14 protein-coding genes are annotated in these 18,756 nt (G+C 45.9%); 11 read left to right on the plus strand and 3 right to left on the minus strand.

Annotated features, from left to right (window positions below; all coding sequences use genetic code 11):
• Positions 1-163: 163 nt before the first annotated feature.
• Together ACSQ8P_RS09825 and ACSQ8P_RS09830 are read left to right on the plus strand one after the other, a co-directional pair.
• Complete coding sequence (locus tag ACSQ8P_RS09825; protein WP_436234995.1) at positions 164-895, plus strand: glycerophosphodiester phosphodiesterase; 732 nt, start codon at positions 164-166, stop codon at positions 893-895.
• 108 nt (positions 896-1,003) lie between these two features.
• Positions 1,004-3,178: an AMP-binding protein gene (locus ACSQ8P_RS09830; protein ID WP_436234996.1), complete on the plus strand. Its 2,175-nt coding sequence runs from the start codon at positions 1,004-1,006 to the stop codon at positions 3,176-3,178.
• Here ACSQ8P_RS09830 and ACSQ8P_RS09835 read toward each other — a convergent pair.
• Positions 3,175-4,119 carry a diacylglycerol/lipid kinase family protein gene (locus ACSQ8P_RS09835; protein WP_436234997.1) on the minus strand — a complete coding sequence of 315 codons (945 nt, stop codon included), beginning with the start codon at positions 4,117-4,119 and terminating at the stop codon, positions 3,175-3,177. The two genes, ACSQ8P_RS09830 and ACSQ8P_RS09835, sit on opposite strands and share 4 nt — an antisense overlap.
• A 208-nt stretch (positions 4,120-4,327) precedes the next feature.
• Here ACSQ8P_RS09835 and ACSQ8P_RS09840 point away from each other — a divergent pair, with 208 nt between their 5' ends.
• On the plus strand, positions 4,328-6,094 hold the full coding sequence (locus ACSQ8P_RS09840) for a methyl-accepting chemotaxis protein (protein ID WP_436234998.1): 1,767 nt from the start codon (positions 4,328-4,330) through the stop codon (positions 6,092-6,094).
• 217 nt (positions 6,095-6,311) lie between these two features.
• On the opposite strand, the gene ACSQ8P_RS09845 is transcribed toward ACSQ8P_RS09840, so the two are convergent.
• On the minus strand, positions 6,312-6,992 hold the full coding sequence (locus ACSQ8P_RS09845; protein WP_436234999.1) for a DUF559 domain-containing protein: 681 nt from the start codon (positions 6,990-6,992) through the stop codon (positions 6,312-6,314).
• A 652-nt stretch (positions 6,993-7,644) separates the two neighbouring features.
• On the opposite strand from ACSQ8P_RS09845, the gene ACSQ8P_RS09850 reads away from it, so the two are divergent.
• The 8 genes from ACSQ8P_RS09850 (at position 7,645) to ACSQ8P_RS09885 (ending at position 17,918) form a co-directional block, all read left to right on the plus strand.
• The gene (locus tag ACSQ8P_RS09850) at positions 7,645-8,088 is read left to right on the plus strand and encodes an OsmC family protein (RefSeq protein WP_436235000.1); all 444 of its coding nucleotides are present in this window, start codon (positions 7,645-7,647) and stop codon (positions 8,086-8,088) included.
• 189 nt (positions 8,089-8,277) lie between these two features.
• The gene (locus tag ACSQ8P_RS09855; RefSeq protein WP_436235001.1) at positions 8,278-10,092 is read left to right on the plus strand and encodes a sensor histidine kinase; all 1,815 of its coding nucleotides are present in this window, start codon (positions 8,278-8,280) and stop codon (positions 10,090-10,092) included.
• Positions 10,089-11,687 (plus strand): response regulator transcription factor, encoded by a 1,599-nt coding sequence (locus tag ACSQ8P_RS09860; protein WP_436235002.1) that lies wholly within the window; start codon positions 10,089-10,091, stop codon positions 11,685-11,687. The genes ACSQ8P_RS09855 and ACSQ8P_RS09860 overlap by 4 nt, the downstream gene beginning before the upstream one ends.
• Before the next feature lie 94 nt (positions 11,688-11,781).
• The gene (locus tag ACSQ8P_RS09865) at positions 11,782-13,128 is read left to right on the plus strand and encodes an extracellular solute-binding protein (protein ID WP_436235003.1); all 1,347 of its coding nucleotides are present in this window, start codon (positions 11,782-11,784) and stop codon (positions 13,126-13,128) included.
• A gap of 14 nt (positions 13,129-13,142) precedes the next feature.
• Positions 13,143-14,027 (plus strand): carbohydrate ABC transporter permease, encoded by an 885-nt coding sequence (locus tag ACSQ8P_RS09870; RefSeq protein WP_436235004.1) that lies wholly within the window; start codon positions 13,143-13,145, stop codon positions 14,025-14,027.
• Positions 14,024-14,839 carry a carbohydrate ABC transporter permease gene (locus ACSQ8P_RS09875; protein ID WP_436235005.1) on the plus strand — a complete coding sequence of 272 codons (816 nt, stop codon included), beginning with the start codon at positions 14,024-14,026 and terminating at the stop codon, positions 14,837-14,839. The genes ACSQ8P_RS09870 and ACSQ8P_RS09875 overlap by 4 nt, the downstream gene beginning before the upstream one ends.
• 27 nt (positions 14,840-14,866) lie before the next feature.
• A complete protein-coding gene (gene nagZ / locus ACSQ8P_RS09880; protein WP_436235006.1) occupies positions 14,867-16,498 on the plus strand; it encodes a beta-N-acetylhexosaminidase in 1,632 nt (543 codons plus the stop codon).
• A 160-nt stretch (positions 16,499-16,658) separates the two neighbouring features.
• Positions 16,659-17,918 carry an MFS transporter gene (locus ACSQ8P_RS09885; protein ID WP_436235007.1) on the plus strand — a complete coding sequence of 420 codons (1,260 nt, stop codon included), beginning with the start codon at positions 16,659-16,661 and terminating at the stop codon, positions 17,916-17,918.
• A 58-nt stretch (positions 17,919-17,976) separates the two neighbouring features.
• Here ACSQ8P_RS09885 and ACSQ8P_RS09890 read toward each other — a convergent pair whose 3' ends face one another.
• Positions 17,977-18,732, minus strand: a complete 756-nt coding sequence (locus ACSQ8P_RS09890; RefSeq protein WP_436235008.1) for a DeoR/GlpR family DNA-binding transcription regulator — start codon at positions 18,730-18,732, stop codon at positions 17,977-17,979.
• Between the last annotated feature and the right edge of the window lie 24 nt (positions 18,733-18,756).

Consider the following 18,756-nt stretch of genomic DNA (forward strand, 5'->3'; position numbering starts at 1 on the left):
CCTTTAGATAAAAGTCCCGAGAGTTTGGCTGAAAAGCCGCTCTACGGGACTCTTTTAATTTCTAGAGGAGGTCGGGAAAATCATGACGATTGACGCTTCGAATCGGCTGCTTATATAATTTGTAGAGCAAGTCATGTAAGCTAAAACGTTGGGAGCGTTGAATATGCATACACCGAAACCGATCATCATTGGACACCGCGGCGCGGCTGGCGAAGCGCCAGAGAATACGCTGGCTTCATTTGCGTTGGCCCTAGAGCAAGGCGCACAAGCTATTGAACTGGATATACATATTACAAAGGATGGCGAGATTGTCGTTTGCCATGATGAAACATTGGATCGAACAACAAATGGTTCAGGACTTATTTGCAATCAACAATGGGCAGATATCCAGAGGCTAGACGCGGGAGCTTGGTTTTCGGAGAAGTTCAAAGGGGAACGCATACCGTTACTAAGCGAGGTTTTTGATCTAGTGCCGGAGGGTACGCTCGTCAATGTGGAAGTGAAACATGCCTATGAGGGGCGTATGGAGAAAGCGCTGCTGGCTTTTTTGCAAGAGGCAAATCGGTACGAGGATGTCGTAGTTTCTTCTTTTGACCATAAAGTGATTCAGCGCTTAAAACGGGCAGAGCCTGAGTTGAAGGTAGGCTTGCTGTATGCAGCGAATCTCATTGACCATGCGGCATATGCGAAGCTGCTTGAGGTTGAGGTCTACTCCTTGCATCCGCATCATCATTCCTTTGATCGAGCGGATATGGCTTTGGCCACGGCAGATGGACTTGCTGTCTACCCCTACACAGTGAATGAACTTTCGGACTACCAAAGGATGATCGAAGCAGGAGTCACGGGGATTATCACAGATTTTCCAGGCAGGTTGAAAGCATATCTAAATACATAGCCAAGAATAAATAGACCGAAGCATACACATGCCGAGGTCTTATTTCTTTTTCCCGCATACAATGAACTATTGACAGACTCGAACGAGATACCAATAGGGGGAATTTCCATGTTCAAATGGATGTTCGTTACGCTAGTAAGGCTTTTACTTCCGTGCTTGCGTCTGTTTGTGCTGTTCGCCTTTAAGGTGAAAGTGACAGGCATGGAGAATCTCGTTATGACGGGAAAAACGGTGCTTATCCCGAATCACGTATCGTTGCTGGATGCGGTGATGCTCGCTTTAATTTTGCCTAAAGATGCGGCATTTGTTGTAAATACGAACATTGCGAAGCGATTTGCGTGGGTACTCCACTTCAGGGCTCATATGACTGTGGATTCCTCCAATCCTTATGCGGTTCGTAAAATGCTGAAAACGATTCAAAGTGGAACTCCACTTGTCATTTTTCCAGAAGGACGGATCACGACGACAGGTGGCATGATGAAAATATACGGCGGCATCGGGTACCTTGCCCTACGATCTCAGGCTCAAATTGTGCCGATCGCCATTGAAGGTTTGGAGCATTCGAAGCTATCGTATTTACGTGGAAAAATCAAACAACGCTGGTTCCCACAGGTGAACATTGCGTTTGGTGAAGCTTTTCAAGTGCCTGCAGCTGATGAGCGCTTCACGAGAAAAGTTCAAAAGGAGCATGCAACGGAGGCGATCCGCAATAAGTTGCTGCATCATTTGCTTGAAAGTCGACTCCGGCCAGAGATTAACTTATTCAATGAACTGCTTTTGGCGGCTCATAAGCATGGTCAATCGAGGGTTATTTGCGAAGATGTGATGAGTAATTCTGCATTGACGTATCGGAAACTACGGTTGACTAGTTATACATTGGCAGTTCGATTGGGGAAGCTTCTTCAGGGGCAGAAGCGAGTAGCACTGTTGCTGCCCAATGCCGCGGGGCATGTGGTGACGTTGTTTTCACTATTCCGATTAGGCGTAACGCCAGCGATATTGAATTATTCTGCCGGCAGGCAGGCGATGCTGGAAGCTTGTGAAACGGCCGAAGTGAGTACTGTGTTGACATCTAGAGTTTTTATCGAGAAGGCAGGTCTATCGGATTTTATCCAGGGTGCTAGGGGGATCTACTCCATTATTTATCTCGAGGACGTTAAGGAAGCGCTAACTTTACAAGATAAGTTCCATGGTTTGTTGGACCTTTTACTGCGGCAGAAGGGGCCAGTGGGTGCTGGTCTTAATGAAGCTGTGCTATTCACTTCAGGCAGTGAGAGTAAACCGAAGGGTGTCGTTCTGACGCACCGAAATATATGGGCGAATATACAGCAGGCGAGGCTTGTTATTGCTTTTAATAGTTCAGATAGCGTGCTTGGCAGTATGCCGATGTTTCACTCGTTCGGACTGACAGCGGGGACGATGCTTCCGATTCTTTCGGGAGTGAAGCTGGTTTTATATCCTAATCCCTTGCATTACAAAGTCATTCCAGAGCTCGTTTATGACCGGAATATTACGATTTTATTCGGTACGTCCACGTTTCTTGGAGCTTACGCAAGAACGGCGCATCCTTATGATTTTGCCCATTCATTGCGATATGTTGTGGCTGGTGCTGAAAGGCTGAAAGTGGAAGTTCGTCAAATTTGGCAGGATAAATTCGGGATTCGCATTCTAGAGGGTTATGGAACAACGGAGACGACTCCCGTTATTTCACTGAACACACCGATGCATGGAAAGAAAGGTTCAGTAGGCAAATTGCTGCCAGGGATTGAGGCTATTGTGGAAAACGTTGAAGGGATTGCGGCAGGTGGTCACTTGCTAGTTAGAGGTCCGAACGTGATGAAAGGGTATTTGATTCATAGTCGGGGCTTCGTTCCTGCTTCAGAGTGGTATAGCACAGGGGATATTGTGACGTTGGATGATCAAGGATACTTGTTCATTCAAGCACGTTTGCAGTCTTTTGCTAAAATAGGTGGCGAAAAAGTATCGCTTCTCATGGTGGAAGAGCTTGTATCAAAGAGTTTGGTGGAACCTGCGGTCTGCGCTGCGGTACATGTGCCTGATCGGCGAAAAGGTGAGCGAATCATTGTTTATCACACAAGTAAGGTGAGTCCTCATGAAGCGCTTCGCGAGTTGATGAGGCAGGAGGGGCAGCCGGCGATTTATATGCCTTCTGAGTTTCGTTATATCGAGAAGCTGCCGCTATTGGGGAGTGGAAAGATTGATTATGTGACGATGAAACAATGGGCACTAGCGAGTGATGAAGGAAGTAAACCCACAGCTTAAGCTGTGGGTTTTGAACGGATGACGGAAATAGCAGCGGGAATGAGTGCGATTTGAAGAGGAGTGGAGCCAGCGAACTCCCCGTCTGCTTGGACAAGCAAGGGCTTTTCTGTTCGAATAGAAATCGATTTTCCTTTATAAAAGGATACAGCAGGATGCTGTGTGTGCTTGCCTTGGTACACGGTGAAAAGAACGGGCAGGAGGCGAAAGCGGCTTTTACTTTGAATAACAACAACATCGGCCATACCGTCAGTTGGACTTGCAGTTGGGCATATTTGAATCGAACCTCCGTAAAAAGGAATATTCGCTACGGCAGCCAGCCACATATTAGGTAATTTTGTTACGCTGCCGTCTACTTCTAACCAAGCGGTGGATGGTTGATAAGTTGCGAACACACGAAGTATAGAAATGAAATAGGATAGCTTGCCTAGTCTTAGGCGGTTTAGGAATTTTTTGTAGCTGGCTTCGTTCGTAATTTTGGCGACCATCCCGTCAAAGCCTGCGCCAATGCTATTAACCGCAACTTGATTAATATGAATAGCATGGAGAAGGTCAATTTGCACTGTGTTGGGGGCATGAAGGGCAATTTGTAGAGCTTCAAGTGGATGATTAGGTATGCCGTAGGCTTTCGCAAAATCATTGCCTGTTCCTGCTGGAATAACAGCGAGCGAGCAGATTGGGGAGGAGCTATGGCTGTTATGTAGCTGCCAAACTCCGCCTGCTGCTTCATGAACGGTGCCATCTCCGCCAATGATGATAATCCGCTGAACGTGATGCTCTTGAATCAACGTTATGGCGTGTTGCGTCGCTTCACCTGCGTGGGTTGTTAATTTGGCTAGATAAGAGATTCGATTCTCTTGGAGGTAGGATTGGATTTCTCCCCATATGTTAGCTCCTCTGCCATTGCCTGAAAGCGGGTTCACGATGATTCCGATTGATTCCATGTGTGTTTGCCCCTTATCTATTCGTTGAAGTGGTAGTTTTTGGTAAGTAAAACGATTGCTGTACTTAGGTTTTAGACGAATTTTCCTTTACATAAGGGGCGCTGTTTTGTAAAATAAACCATAGGTAAATTAATTAATTCTGATGTTAGGTTATGTTCCATGAGGGAAACCGCTTTATGATTTACACTCGGGGGGAGAATGGGTAACTTTGAAATTCGAATCGAAATTGAACAGCATGCATAGCACAGGAAAGCTCAACGTCAACCTGTCCATCCTTCGTAATCTGAAACTTCGTTTTAAATTGCTGTTCATGAATGCGATTGCTATCTTATTTTTATTAATTGTGGGTATCACGGGCTATCATTATATGGACAAGATGTCTAGCAACTCTACTAGAATGTACGAGGAAAGTCTGCTATCTGTCAAATGGATTAATCAACTAAAAACAAATTTCAATGAAACCGAATCTAATTTGCTAGAGATGATGCTATCCACGGATGTGAAATATAAGGCCAAGCTCAAAGCCAAGTTGGATGAGAACTCAGGTACGAATAAAGAATTAGTTACAAAAATTGCAGGGATTGCGCTCAATGAGGAAGAGGCTGGGGCTTTCAAAAGCTTCGAGGAGATGAATCTGAAATACCGTGAATTCGTCACTAAAACTATGGATCAAGCGACGCAAAATAATCAAGTTGCTTATCAGGTTTACAATAATGAAGTATCTCCACAAGGTGATAAAACGGTAGAAGCATTGGATAAGCTCGTCGGGCTCAAAGAATCTGCAGCTGAACAATTCCAAAAATCCAGTAGTTCGGATTCCGCAACCTCGCATTGGGTCATTATACTTACGATCATTATTGCGATTGTTGTGATGACTATGGGCGCTTTGGCGCTGAATATGATCATTTCTACGCCTATTCGCAAACTCCAAGAAAACATGGAAAAGGCAGCAGGTGGAGATCTGTCCGTTAAAGGGGACTACCCTTATGAGGATGAGGTCGGTAAATTAACGAATTCCTTTAATGTCATGACGGGAAGCTTACGCAGCTTAGTTATGCAAATCTCAGATAATGCTTTAACGCTTTCAGCGAGTTCTCAAGAGCTTCTTGCTAGCTCAGAGCAAAGCTCTCTAGCAGCGAAACAGGTTGCAACGTCCAGTCAGCAGTTGTCGGAAGATTTCGATAAGCAATTTGCTGGAGTGACACAAGCGAATGAGGCAGTTGGTCTTATGCTGACTAGTACGAAGCAAATTGATGAGTCTGCACAAGTGGTTGCTGCGCTGGTGAATCAAGCGACGCAGGCCGCTCAGCATGGTAAGCAATCGGTGGTTTCGATCGCGGGGCAAATGTCTGAGATTTCGGACGCGGTTCGTGATGTTAATGTAGTTATCGAAGCATTGGGTAAAAATGCACACAAAATTGGTGAAATCGTCAATGTTATTAATGAGATTTCGACACAGACGAATCTGCTTTCCTTGAACGCAGCGATTGAAGCAGCACGTGCGGGGGAAGCTGGGCGTGGCTTCGCGGTCGTTGCTGGGGAAGTACGTAAACTTGCGGAGCAGTCGTCCACTTCTGCACGTAACATTACGGATCTGGTGTCGACGATCCAAAGACAGATCAATCAAGCAGTAAGTTCCATGCATACTGGTGCAGGGAAAGTGCAAGAGGGATTGACGATATCGGAGGAAGCGCAGGAATCGTTCGTACATATCGAGACTTCGGTCGAGAAGGTGAATACGAAAGTGGAAGATGTGAACCGGAACATCCACCAGCTCGTAGATGCGAACTTGCGCATCGAGCAAGTGATGCGCATTGTGAGCTCCGTTTCGGAGACGGGGATTTCCGTCAGCCAAGAGACATCGGCTGCGAGTCAGCAGCAAATGTCTACCACGGAGGAAATTGAGAATTCTGCCAAGTCATTGGCTGGACTGGCGGAAGAATTGCAAATTTCGCTGCAGAAATTTAAGGTGTAGAGTGAACCCGCGGGCGTGTGTGCCTGCGGGTTTTTGTAATGAAAAACATCACTATAGAAGCCGGATCGAGTCGAATCTGCCGTAATTGATGCAGTAAGTGATGTAAAACATCACTAAAGTAGGTGGAGCGAGGCAAATCAGCCGCAAATCATGAAGTTAGTGATGAAAAACATCACTATTGGAGCTGAACGAGTCGAACCCGCCGTATCTCTTCGCACTATCCCATCATTTGCTGAAGTATTTCAGCTGTAGGGCGGTAGCATCTGATCCGTTGTGTCCCTTTTCCTGCGGGTTCAAGCATGTTTTTCTCATGCATGACCTTGAGAAGTTGTCGTGCTTTCTGAGCTTCGATAGTGAGTACTTGGCATACATCTTGAGTTGTAAGGGGATTTTCACTGGTAATCGCATAACGCAAGACTTCCTTCTCCACGTAGCTCATCAATTTGACTGAGCCATCATACATGCCCAGATAGCGGCCCATAAATTGTTGTAAGACTTGTTGGCACATGCGTGGGCGATCTTTGATATCGTCGTAGGAGAAACGGAGGATTTTCCAGCCATCAATGATAAGGTGGTTCTGACGAATGAGGTGATCCGAGAATTGGGAGCGGCTAATTTGCGAGGCGTGGGTTGTGAAACCATCGATTTCGATAGCAAGTTTGAGTGTATGTTTGATAAAAGCAAAATCAAGGAATCGGGTTCCATCTCGGAAGTCTTTCACTTCAAATTCGGGATGAAGATCGACAAAGCTTTTAAATGCCGGCCACCAAACCTGCAAAAGAAATAATTTCTCAGCATGACTGTGGCCATCCAACAATCTGCGAAGAGAGTCACCTTTTCGAGTAGACGCGTGGTAAGCGATAAAGCTGTCATGTGCAACTTCAAATTCAACTTTCATGTGGATGCCTCCTTGAAATAAATAAAGCCGCTTCTCTATATCAGCCAAGGCTGAAATTAGAAAAGCGGCGTATGCTTTACGTCCAACTATTTCTATATTGTAGCACACACTTTCCGTATATCACCATCGTATTGACACGCTTGTACTATTGTTATATAATATTAAAGTTGATTGAAATGAAACCATATAAACACTTCATATTTAGCCTCATTTACCCCACACGAACGATTAGCGAGAAGAAAGTAATCCCCTCTCCTTGTTTGTTTTTCTCCCAATGCGCAGTCCATCAGCTCATTTATGGTAAACCCGAGGCAACGTAAGTGTTTCGGCAGTAAGTGTTTGTAACGCAATTCGCACTGGCGCGGTCATTGGAGCCGCAAGGATGGAAGAGAGGTAGGGCTTTCATTGTTTTGATTCCAACACATGAATTACGCAATTTCATAGAGATCAATTGAAGTTTAGATAATCGTTTTCGTGCTGATCAGGTGCGGGAACGATTTTTTATGTTGTTCTTGGCTGGTGAATCCTGCGCTCTTCCTTTACAATAAAATCAAATCAACCAAAGGTTTGTTAAAGATGGCTAGGGTCTTTGTACCCGATACCTGGGCGCTATTACCGCGCTTATGACATAAAGAAAAGAGGCGCACTTCCCATGCCAGAGCAAGTTTTTGAACTTAAGGCCACATGGACAGGCGGTCTAGATGGGACCGGTCACCTCCAAGCAGATGGCTTCCAGACATCAATTTCCGTACCAAGCGAATTTGACGGACCCGGTGTGGGAACGAACCCGGAAGAAATGCTGCTCGGCGCCGCGGCAACTTGTTACATAATTACACTGGGCACGCTGCTCGCAAGAGAAGGCATCGTATCCCTTGAACTCCATTCCCACATCTACGTCCAGAACCGACCAACGATGAAAGCAAATGCGATCGTACATCGTCCTCGTATTTCTGTGCCACCACATATGACCGAAGCTCAACTGGATAAAATAAGCAAAGCGGCCTTCCGTGCGGAAAAAACCTGCATGATTAGCAAAGCCTTGCGAGGCAATGTACATATCAGCGTCGAGCCCGAGATTCGAGTCTTGGGAGCGTAGCAGTGTTTGACCCCAGCGCTTGAAGTTTGTTCGACTGAAGTCTTTGGCTCCAACGCTTGAAGTTTGCTCGACTGAATTATTTGACTCCAGCACTTGAAGTCTCATTGAAGTTTCATTGAAGGTTGCCCGAACTGAAGTGTTTGAACGAGTCCGATGTCCTAGTCTATCTTGAAGGAGAGCAGTGCAGCGATGAATCTGAACAAGAAAGTATTTATCGGTTTTTTACTATTCATCATCATCCCCTTATTCGTCCTAGGGTCAGCGGTGTACACGGTCTCCCAGCAGCTAATTGAGAAAAAATATGGGGATTTAACAGAAGTCACGCTGCAAGCGATCTCCCGTAATATTTACTACATGTTCAAGGAAGCGAACTATTTCTCCGATTTCTGGATGGTCAAAGATAGCATTCAAGGCATCTATCGTACGATTGATGCTGCGAAAACGAATGCGGATCCCCTTTCCTCGTATGATTTGAATACATTTGATACGCTGCTTCGCGGCTCGATTCTTACCTACTCGCCTGTTCAATCCGTCGTCATTTACAACAATAGCGGCAAATCCTTTAGCGCTGGACGAACGAGCGGAAGCTCGATTCCCTGGCAAACGATTCAGCAAAGCATGGCCTTCCAGCACATCCAGGAGCTGAATGGCAGTCCACTCTGGATTGGACCCTCCGAGTTCAAGGAGTTTGGTTCAGGCCGCGGTGAATTCTATCAAGCGCGAATGGTGAAGGATTTTTGGACGATGGATAATCTCGGCTATATGCTGTTGAAATTTAAATTTAATGAGCTGGATCAGATATTCAAATCCTTCAATACGAGCGAGCAAAGTTCCAAACGATATCTGCTGATCAACAAAAATGGTCTTATTTTTTACGATAATAAACAAAGCTTAGAAGGGGCGAATGTCCTGCAATTAACCCAGGGTAAATTGGATCTTGGATTCAACAATTACAGTTTCAAGGCCGATTTTCAAAATGAAAAAAGTCTAATATCCCTCTATCATTTGAATATTAATGGGATGGGGGTTCAGGATTGGAGTGTCGTATCGATCACGTCATGGAAGTATGTCGCTGGAGAAATCGAGACGATTATGAAGCTGGTGGCAGGCATTACGTTTATTTGTTTGTTCTTTGCCCTGGTGTATAACCTTGTCTTCGTAAGGCGTATTATTCAACTGATTCTTCGCATGCTGTCCTCTATGAAAAAGGTGGAGCGTGGTGATCTGACTACCCGTTTGGAAGTGAGCGGAAAGGATGAAACCACAGCGCTAGCGAGAGGATTTAATAGTCTGGTTGTAAGGGTCGAGGATCTGCTCGAAGAGGTGAAGCGCCAGCAGGATCGCAAGAACAAGGCCGAGCTCATGCTGCTGCAAGCGCAGATTAAGCCTCATTTTCTTTTTAATACACTCGAGTCCATCAATGTACTAGCCATCCAAAACCAAGGGAAGAAAGTCAGCCAGATGGTGATCCGGCTTGGGAATTTGCTGAGAATCGGGATGGAGAACCGGGAAGAGATTACATTAAAGCAGGAGCTTGAGCATTTGCGCAGCTATTTGGAAATTCAGGAGTTCCGCTTTGAGGATCAGTTTCAATATACCATTGAGGCGCCTCCGGAACTGCTCCATGAGGAGATTTTGAAGATGACGTTGCAGCCTTTGGTCGAGAACAGCTTACAGCATGGCTTTGAACCGATTGATTATATGGGACTAATTTCGGTGAAGGTTGTGGACGAAGGGGATCGTATTGGGCTATATGTAACGGATAACGGCGTTGGTATTAGTAACGAAAAGCTAGCGAAATTCCATTATAAAACCGAGATGGAGACGCCATTTCGTGAAATTCTGGAATCGAATGAAGAGCGTAGAGGCCTTGGTGTAAGTAATGTTGCCGATCGCGTTCGGATTCAATATGGAGAGCACTACGGGATGTTTATTTGTTCACAAGAAGGTCAAGGTACGACGATGAAGGTTGTTATTCCGAAAAGAAAGAGGGATGTAGGGTGAGGTTAAAAGCGATTTTGGCAGATGATGAGCCTAACATTTTACGTAATTTGCAAGCGGTCATTCCGTGGGAAGAGCTTGAAATCGATATTGTAGGCAAAGCCAAAAATGGGTTGGAGGCCTTGGAGCTCTGTGTTCAGCATATCCCGGACATCGTGATGAGTGATATTCGGATGCCGCAAATGGACGGAATTACGTTTATCCATAAGCTTCGGGAAATCAATGAAGACTGCACGGTGCTGATGGTGACGGGGTATCAGGACTTCGACTATGTGCGCTCACTCCTGCGGGTGGGGGTTAGTGATTATATTTTAAAGCCGATCAATTACGAAGAGCTTGAGAATTCGATTCGTAAGCTTGCCGGCGAAATTCGAGCGAAGAAACAGAATCAACAGGAAGAACTCCTCAAGTGGGGGAAAATCAGAAGTTTGGCCTACGAGAAGATTTTGCAGGATATCATGATGGACTATTCCGATATTACGGCGAGTACTCAGCTTCCCATTGATCAGGGGGATCTAGAGACACTGCGATATGTATTCGCCATTATCGATGTGGATAATTATTCTCAGAAATCATTGCTGTGGACCGAACAAGAACGTAAGCTGTGGAACTTCGCTGTGCGGAATGTCCTACAGGATTCTTTGGCAGACGAAAAATCACAGTTCACAGTTCTTCAGATGCGTGAAGGGGAATGGTCTCTGCTCATGGCGTGGGAGGAGGCAGACCCTACTTCCGTAGATATGAAATTGCGTGAGTTGGCTGCTAAGCTGCAACGAAATGTAAGTCAATCTGTGAGGCTGGGGATTAGCGTGGGCTACTTTCCAGGGCCAGTAGGTTTGCAACAGCTAGGGAATACGTATCGAAAGCTGCAGAGATTTATGCAGTTGAATTTAGATAAGCAGCAATCTGTGCTTCCTTACAAAGAGGTCAAAGAATCTTCGGACGCGAATAGTTCGCTTTGGTTTTTGGTAGAGGAGATCGTTACGGGGATGAAGCAGCTGAATCGTCCGAAGACCGAGGATGGGCTGGATCGTCTTAAATTATTGCTGGAAGGTCTGTCGGAAGGATCGTTTGCTCGCGCGTATCAGATGCTGCACTATTTGATTTTGCATGTGCTGCGAGAGCTGCGTGAAATGAATGCCCTCGATAATCAGGAAGAAGAACAGATTTGGCGTGAGCTGGATAAAAGCGAAAGTATCCCGCATTTGCTGCAGGTAATGGTACAACTTGTATCGAACGGGCTCGAAGGTACGAATAAAAAGAAAAATAGTGAACTCCTCATGGCTGCTGCCAAGGAGTATATCCGAACGCATTATTCAACGGATTTTGGCATTGAGGATATAGCCAGCTCCTTAGGTATTAGCTCGAGCTATTTCAGTTTGTTATTTAAACAACACTTTGGGGAAACCTTTGTGGAGCATGTCACGAAGCATCGGATGGAGCAGGCGAAATCCTTGTTGCTTCACAGTGACAAAAGCATTACGGATATTGGGAAATGCGTGGGCTATATCGAACGGCGCTATTTTACCAAGGTATTTCAGAAGTTTACTGGCGAAATTCCTTCCGAGTATCGTGATAAGCGAAAGGAAGGGAACTAGAGGAATTTGCCCCTAGATTAGGAATTTATCTGTCTTTAGTACGTATAGGGGTTCAATTATACTTAAATGGTAAGCTTAAAGGAGAACCGAGTGGATGAGAAAACGAACACTGATTTGGAGCGCAGGTGTCATGGCTCTCACGTTCATGTTGTCGGCATGCAGTATTTTTTCGGATAAAACGGATCCAGGGCGTGATGCGTCTAGTGGTAAAGGCGTCCAGCATGCACCCATTCTACTAACGATTCGGCATACACAGGTGAAGGATACGCAGAAGAAACGACTCGCGATGCTGCAGGAAGTTGTCAAAGCGACTGAAGCCAAAGTGCCAGGGTTGACGATTACGTTAGATGGTGTGGAGGATAAGGTGAATCGTTTCGAAAAGCTGCGAGCAGAAATGGCTGCAGGTAATCCGCCAGAAATATTCGACCTGTTCGGAGGGACGGATACGAAGGATTATGTGAAGGCAAATCGACTGCTGGACCTTACCCCTATCCTGCAAGAGCTTGGGTTAACAGATAAGTTCTATAGCTTCGAAGAGTTTACGGTGAATGGAAAAATCTATGGGATTCCGATGGCAGGCTATGTGGAAGGCCTGTACTATAACAAAAAGATTTTGACCGAGCAGGGAATCAAGCTGCCCCAAACCTGGGACGAGCTGGTAGCCGCAGCAGAGAAGCTGAAAGCTGCCAAAATCACCCCTTTTGCCATGGCGGCAAAGGACTCGTGGGTTATTAATATGATGATTAATACGATGTGGGTGCGCACGGCAGGCGCGGATTCGATCGAGGGCTTCCTGAATGGGAGCAAGCATTGGACGGACCCAGAGGTATTGAAAGCTTTTGAACAGTATAAAACGCTCATTCAGAAAGACTATTTTCAAGATGGCAGTTTAGCACTTGCTTATGCCGAGCAGCAAAATACGTTCAGCAGTGGAAACGCAGCTTTCATGTTTGATGGCAGCTGGGCGAACACACCGCTTCTTGATCCTGAGAAATCAGTCATTGCTCGTGATGTCGGCTTCATGAACTTCCCTTCCATGGGTGGGCCTGGTGACGGGTATATTAATGGCGGCTGGTCCAATGCCTATGGCTTCTCCCAAAAGGTGACCCCAGAACAATTGCAGGCAATCAAAGAATTTATTAAGCAAATGTATACAGAATCCATGCAGAAGAGGCAGCTCGTTGAAGAGGGCATGCCACCGGCGATGAAGCTGCAGGATACGAGTCAAGTGAATCCATTGATTACGGAAATATTGCAAGTGTTTGCCAATAGTAAAGGAACCTTCCCAGCCTTCGATTCCCGCATTCAAACGAAGGTTCGCGAAAAGCTTGAACGCGGGATGCAGGAGTTGCTTGGCGGGCGAACAGATCCGGCCACACTAATGACAGAATTACAGAAGCAGCAAGACGCTTCGAACAAAGAAGAAACCCATTCCAAATAGTAGTAGGATGACATATGAACAAAATGGGAAGAAATGCATGGGCGTACACGCTCTTTACTTTGCCGACGCTGCTTCTATTTGCGATTTTTTTCATTTATCCAATGCTGATGTCGCTGCGTTACGGTTTTACGGAGTGGAACGGCATCTCCCCGGCAACATTTAATGGGCTGGACAATTTCGCAGCTGCTTTTCGAGATCCCTATTTCTGGATTGCCGTGCGGAATAATATGTACTTCATTGCCTTTTCCATCGGGATTCAAATTCCCATTATATTAGCTATCGCATTACTTGTGAGTAAAATAAAGCGTTGGATCGGGTTATATAAAGCCTTGATTTTCCTTCCAACGATTTTATCGACTGCGGTTGTAGGTGTGCTCTGGGAATTTATTTATCATCCACAGGCGGGGCTGCTTAATCAAGTATTAGAAGCTGTCGGTTTGTCGAGCTGGCAGCATGCTTGGCTGGCAGATGGGGCGACAGCGATGCTCGCCATTTTGATCACAAACGCTTGGCAATGGATGGGGTTCTATGTGGTACTCGTGGTAACTGCGATCTACGCGATTCCGAAGCATCTGGTGGAAGCCGCTCAAATGGATGGCGCAGGAAGCATCCGGCAAGCTTGGTCGATCATTTTGCCGCTGCTTAGACCCGTCATCGTGGTTATGATGCTCTTATCTATTACGGGTGGCATGAAAGCCATGGACATTGTGGTTGTCATGACGGGCGGAAATCCCTATGGCATAACGGAAGTTATGGCATCCTATATGATCAAAAAAGCCTATCGTATCGGCGAATATGGCTACGCTAACAGTATCGCGGTGCTGATCCTCCTCTTTACGGCTATATTAACGTCTGTATTCGGCTGGTTCACAAGAAAACAGGAGGAGGTGCGAGTGTGAGAGGAAGCCTCCTGCGTCGTGTTTTCCCACATGCGGTATTGATGATCTACATCGGGTTGATTTTATTTCCATTAGGTTGGATGCTGAATTCGTCCTTCAAAACAAATAAAGAAATTATTACAGAGCCATGGTCCTTTCCAACAGAGCTTTCGTTATCGAATTATTGGAATGCTTGGACTGGCGCACATGTTGGCCATTATTTTATGAATAGTGTGATCAATTCGACGGTTTCAGCTATCGTTTCACTAGCGCTAGGAACTGCGACCGCTTATGCGCTAACTCGAATGTCTTTTCCAAGGCTAAGTCTTGTTCTGAAAAGGGTTCTGATCTTGGCCCTGCTTGTGCCTGCAGCTTCCTTGCTGGTCCCTTTGTATATGCTGCTAAGGAGCTTGCATCTGTATAACACACCGCTAGCTTTAATTCTGCCTTATGTGACATTAGGTTTGCCTTGGACCGTATTTATGGTAAGCAGCTTCCTGACCTCTATCCCGAATGAATTGGAAGAAGCAGGTATCATGGATGGGCTCTCCATTTACGGGTTATTGTGTCGTGTCATCGTCCCGATTTCCCTTCCGTCCCTGTTTACTGTATTCATGTTGAACTTTCTAACGAGCTGGAATGAATTTATTATGGCTAATTTATTTCTGACCAAAGAGAAGCTGAGGACGCTCCCCGTGAGTATGGTAGCCTTCTATGACCAATTAAATATGAACTATGGTTCGCTATGCGCGGCGATCATGATCAGTATAATTCCGGTTGTTGTGATGTATCTCCTTCTACAGAGAGGCATCATAGAAAATATCAAAGCCTAAATAAACTCTCAAGGAGCGTGTACATACATGTCATCAGCAGGAAATTCGAACTATAAGCCACTCACTTTACGGCAAAAGGTTGGCCAATTATTCGCTTGTGGATTTGACGCACTGGAACCGAATCCTCATATTACACGATTAATCGAGGAGTACGGGATTGGCGGCGTCATTTATTTCCGTCGTAATGTGATGGACGCTCATCAGCTTGCTCAACTGTCTGCCGATTTGCAAGACATCTCCCTCAAAAGTGGCGGTCAGCCGTTGTTTATTTCGGTGGATCAAGAAGGTGGAATGGTTTCACGGGTTGAAAAAGGAGCAACGTTACTGCCCGGGAATATGGCGTTGGGTGCTGCCTTTGCACCATCTGGCGTTTATGCCAGCGCGAAAGTGATGGGCAAAGAGCTTCGTCAAATGGGCGTAAATATGAACTTAGCTCCTTGTTTAGACATTAATAATAACCCGCTAAACCCCGTAATTGGTGTCCGTTCTTATGGTGAGACGGCAGCAATTGTCAGTGATATGGGCACTCACGCTGTTAAAGGCTTGCAAGACATGGGTGTAATCGCAACGGTGAAGCATTTCCCTGGACATGGGGATACCACGGCGGACTCGCATCATGATTTACCTGTGGTTCCGCATAGCATGGAGCGATTGATGGAGCTGGAGCTAGCCCCGTTCATCAAGGCGATTGAAGGCGGCGTAGATGCGATTATGTCCGCACATGTGGTCTTTAAAGCGTTGGAAGACAGTAGTGTACCTTCGACGTTATCGTATAAGATACTGACGGAATTACTGCGCGGTAAGCTTGGCTTCAAAGGACTTATCGTGACGGATTGCTTAGAGATGAAGGCGATTTCTGAAGGGGTTGGCGTAGCGGAAGGTGCAGTTCGCGCATTAGAAGCGGGCGCGGATATTCTGTTGGTTAGTCATGCATGGGAGCGTCAGATTGCAGCTATAGAAGCGGTCGTTGCAGCAGTGGAAAGCGGTCGAATTGCTGAAGCGCGCATTGATGAGTCTGTTCTACGTATTATGACGTACAAATATAAGCGTGAAATACGTTTTGATACACTAACTCCGCTTCCGGAGGGGCCGATCTCGACACCAGAGCATCAGGAGCTAGCAAAAGAACTGAGTCGTAAAAGCATCACGAAGGTAAAGGATGAAGTTGGTAAGAACCTTCAAATTAACGATAAAACTTGCGTGATCTGGACAGAAGTCCAATCGGGGACGGAAATCGATGAGGTTGTTGATCGTGAGGGAACTCTAGGCAGCGTGTTGTCCGAGTTGACTGGGGAGCCGGTTCGTGAAGTTTACTTAGGGCTCCAACCAAGTTATGAGGATATTGCAGAGATGATCAAGGTTTGTGAAAATGCTGAGCAAGTCGTTATCGTCACCTACAATGCGACCTTCTCCGTAGGTCAAACCGCGTTGGTCAGAGCTTTGGCAAAATTGGATGGGCTGCATCTAATCGTCGCGGCAGGACGTAATCCGTATGACTTGCTTGAGTTCCCTGAAGTGAAAACGTACTATGCCTGCTATGAGAATCGACCGCTAGCGATGGTTTCTCTTGCTAATGTGTTGCTTGGGCGTGAAGAAGCTGTTGGGCGGTTACCTGTGACCTTATCGGAGCAATACCCGATTGGATGGAGACAGGACTAGGGGAAAATAAATATACAGAATTTATATCTAGTAACTTTCATCATCTCTTAGTAAAATCAGAAAGGCTTGTGAAACTTTTCGTTTCCCGTTACGTAGGAACAATGCGCACATTTCACGCATTTCACAAGCGATCTAATTATAAAGGGGTGTTTTTTTTCAAATGAGTCAAGCAAACGCTCTATCTGAGCCAACGATGCGATCTTTTTTTACCAATCGATTCGTTCAAACAATTATGATTTCAGGCATTTTGCTTCAAATCGGAATTTGGATACGTAACTTTGCAATTCTGCTTTATGTGACGGACATGACGAATAATGATCCTTACTCACTATCATTAATCTCCGTAGCGGAGTTTGCTCCGATATTTATCTTCTCCTTCATTGGCGGGGCATTCGCCGATCGCTGGAGGCCAAAGCTGACGATGGTGTGGTGTGATTTACTTAGCGCAGCTTCTGTGTTTGTTATTTTGATCACGTTGTATATGGGATCTTGGAAAGCGATCTTCTTTGCTACCTTGGTATCCTCGATTCTCTCCCAATTCTCCCAACCTTCCAACATGAAGCTATTTAAAGTACATGTCCCTGCTTCACAAATGCAATTAGGGATGTCGATGTTTCAATCGATGATGGCGATTTTCATGATTTTGGGGCCAATGCTGGGCTCATTCATCTATTATCGTTTCGGAATCGAAACGGCCGTGGCGATCATGGGAGCATGTTTCCTGTTGTCAGCTTTGGTTCTTACATTCCTGCCTAAAGATATGAAAGAAGATACATCGGAGCCGCGCACTACGCATATTTTCACGGAAATGGGTCAAGGCTTCCGATATGTGTTGAGGAACCGTATGCTAGTCATCCTTGGCGGTTGTTTTGCCGTTGCTGGTCTAGCGATTGGGTTGATAAGCCCACTTGGCATTTTTCTAGTAACTGAGCAATTGGGCTTAGAGAAGTCGAGCTTGCAGTGGTTCATGGCGGCGAATGGGGCTGCTATGATTGTAGGCGGTGGTGTAACGATGGCCTTTGCCAAAAAAATATCCCCACAAGCGATGCTCACCATCGGTATGGCGGTCAGCGCAGTCACTTTTGCTATGCTAGGTGTTACACATTTAGTGTGGTTGGCACTTCTAATGCAGTTTATCTCAGGTCTTGTGATGCCAGCTATCCAGATCGGAATTAGTACGTTGATTCTAGGGAATACCGAGGAATCTTTCGTTGGGCGCGTGAATGGTATTCTAACGCCGCTCTTTATGGGGTCCATGGTCATTACGATGAGTCTGGCGGGGACGATTAAAGCGTCTTTCTCACTTGAATCGATCTACCTCACATCGGCGTTGCTCTTTGTTATCGGTGTTGGTATTATGGTGCCGTCTTTGAAAATGAAGTCTGCTCCAATTCCACAGCCGAGCAGTGAACTGAAATAAAAGAATGAAAAAAGCGATATCTCTGGGCTTTGATGGCCAGCGATATCGCTTTTTGTTTTTAAAGAAATGGTGTTCCGGATTCTTTGAACGCCAACTTCATTTCAGGTGTAATGGCGGAGTCGCTAATGATGCCAACAGCTTCCTGTACCTCGCCAATAACAAACAAAGAGCTTCGGCTAAACTTGGAATGATCCGCCACGAGATATGTTTCCATAGATTGCTTCATCATACGGCGATTCGTCTCTGCTTCAAGCTCATTGTAGATCATCATGCCGCGGGAGAGGGAAATGCCATCGCAGCCCATGAATGTTTTGCGGATACTGAGATTGTCGAGTGTGGCATTCGCCAGCGGACCTGATAGCTCAAAGGTTTGTGTGCGAATCACACCACCAGTTAGAATCAGCTGCAGCCCCGGCGTGCCGATGAGCTCGTAGGCAATATTCACGGCATTCGTAATGACGGTTAAGTTTTTGAATTGGTTCAGCTTTTTGGCGATGAAGGTCGTTGTTGTACCACCTGTTAGCCCGATAATATCGCCATCTTCGATGTAACGAAGGGCTTTGTCGGCGATTTCTTTCTTTTCATCGGTGTAGAGGTCCATTTTATTAAAGAAGGGGACTTCCACTTTCAAGCTCTCAAGCACTGCCCCGCCAAAGGTGCGGATACAGCGTTTCTCTTGCTCGAGAATTTCTAGATCTCGTCGTGCAGTTGCTTCAGAGACATTGAATTGCTTCACAATATCCGTCAAGGCAATGGAGCCTTTATCTTTGATTGCATGCATGATGGCATCTCGGCGAACATCGGTCTTTCCCATGGTGCCTCCTAACAGCTTTCCCTC

Origin of the sequence: Paenibacillus sp. LjRoot153 (assembly GCF_964253085.1) — a bacterium.
Classification (GTDB): Bacteria; Bacillota; Bacilli; order Paenibacillales; family NBRC-103111; genus Paenibacillus_E.

Excerpts from the sequence above, each read along its gene's own strand:
- ACSQ8P_RS09825 (WP_436234995.1), top strand. The coding sequence starts at position 164 with ATGCATACACCGAAACCGATCATCATTGGACACCGCGGCGCGGCTGGC.
- ACSQ8P_RS09830 (WP_436234996.1), top strand. The coding sequence starts at position 1,004 with ATGTTCAAATGGATGTTCGTTACGCTAGTAAGGCTTTTACTTCCGTGC.
- ACSQ8P_RS09835 (WP_436234997.1), bottom strand. The coding sequence starts at position 4,119 with ATGGAATCAATCGGAATCATCGTGAACCCGCTTTCAGGCAATGGCAGA.
- ACSQ8P_RS09845 (WP_436234999.1), bottom strand. The coding sequence starts at position 6,992 with ATGAAAGTTGAATTTGAAGTTGCACATGACAGCTTTATCGCTTACCAC.
- ACSQ8P_RS09850 (WP_436235000.1), top strand. The coding sequence starts at position 7,645 with ATGCCAGAGCAAGTTTTTGAACTTAAGGCCACATGGACAGGCGGTCTA.
- ACSQ8P_RS09855 (WP_436235001.1), top strand. The coding sequence starts at position 8,278 with ATGAATCTGAACAAGAAAGTATTTATCGGTTTTTTACTATTCATCATC.
- ACSQ8P_RS09865 (WP_436235003.1), top strand. The coding sequence starts at position 11,782 with ATGAGAAAACGAACACTGATTTGGAGCGCAGGTGTCATGGCTCTCACG.
- ACSQ8P_RS09870 (WP_436235004.1), top strand. The coding sequence starts at position 13,143 with ATGAACAAAATGGGAAGAAATGCATGGGCGTACACGCTCTTTACTTTG.
- nagZ (WP_436235006.1), top strand. The coding sequence starts at position 14,867 with ATGTCATCAGCAGGAAATTCGAACTATAAGCCACTCACTTTACGGCAA.
- ACSQ8P_RS09885 (WP_436235007.1), top strand. The coding sequence starts at position 16,659 with ATGAGTCAAGCAAACGCTCTATCTGAGCCAACGATGCGATCTTTTTTT.
- ACSQ8P_RS09890 (WP_436235008.1), bottom strand. The coding sequence starts at position 18,732 with ATGGGAAAGACCGATGTTCGCCGAGATGCCATCATGCATGCAATCAAA.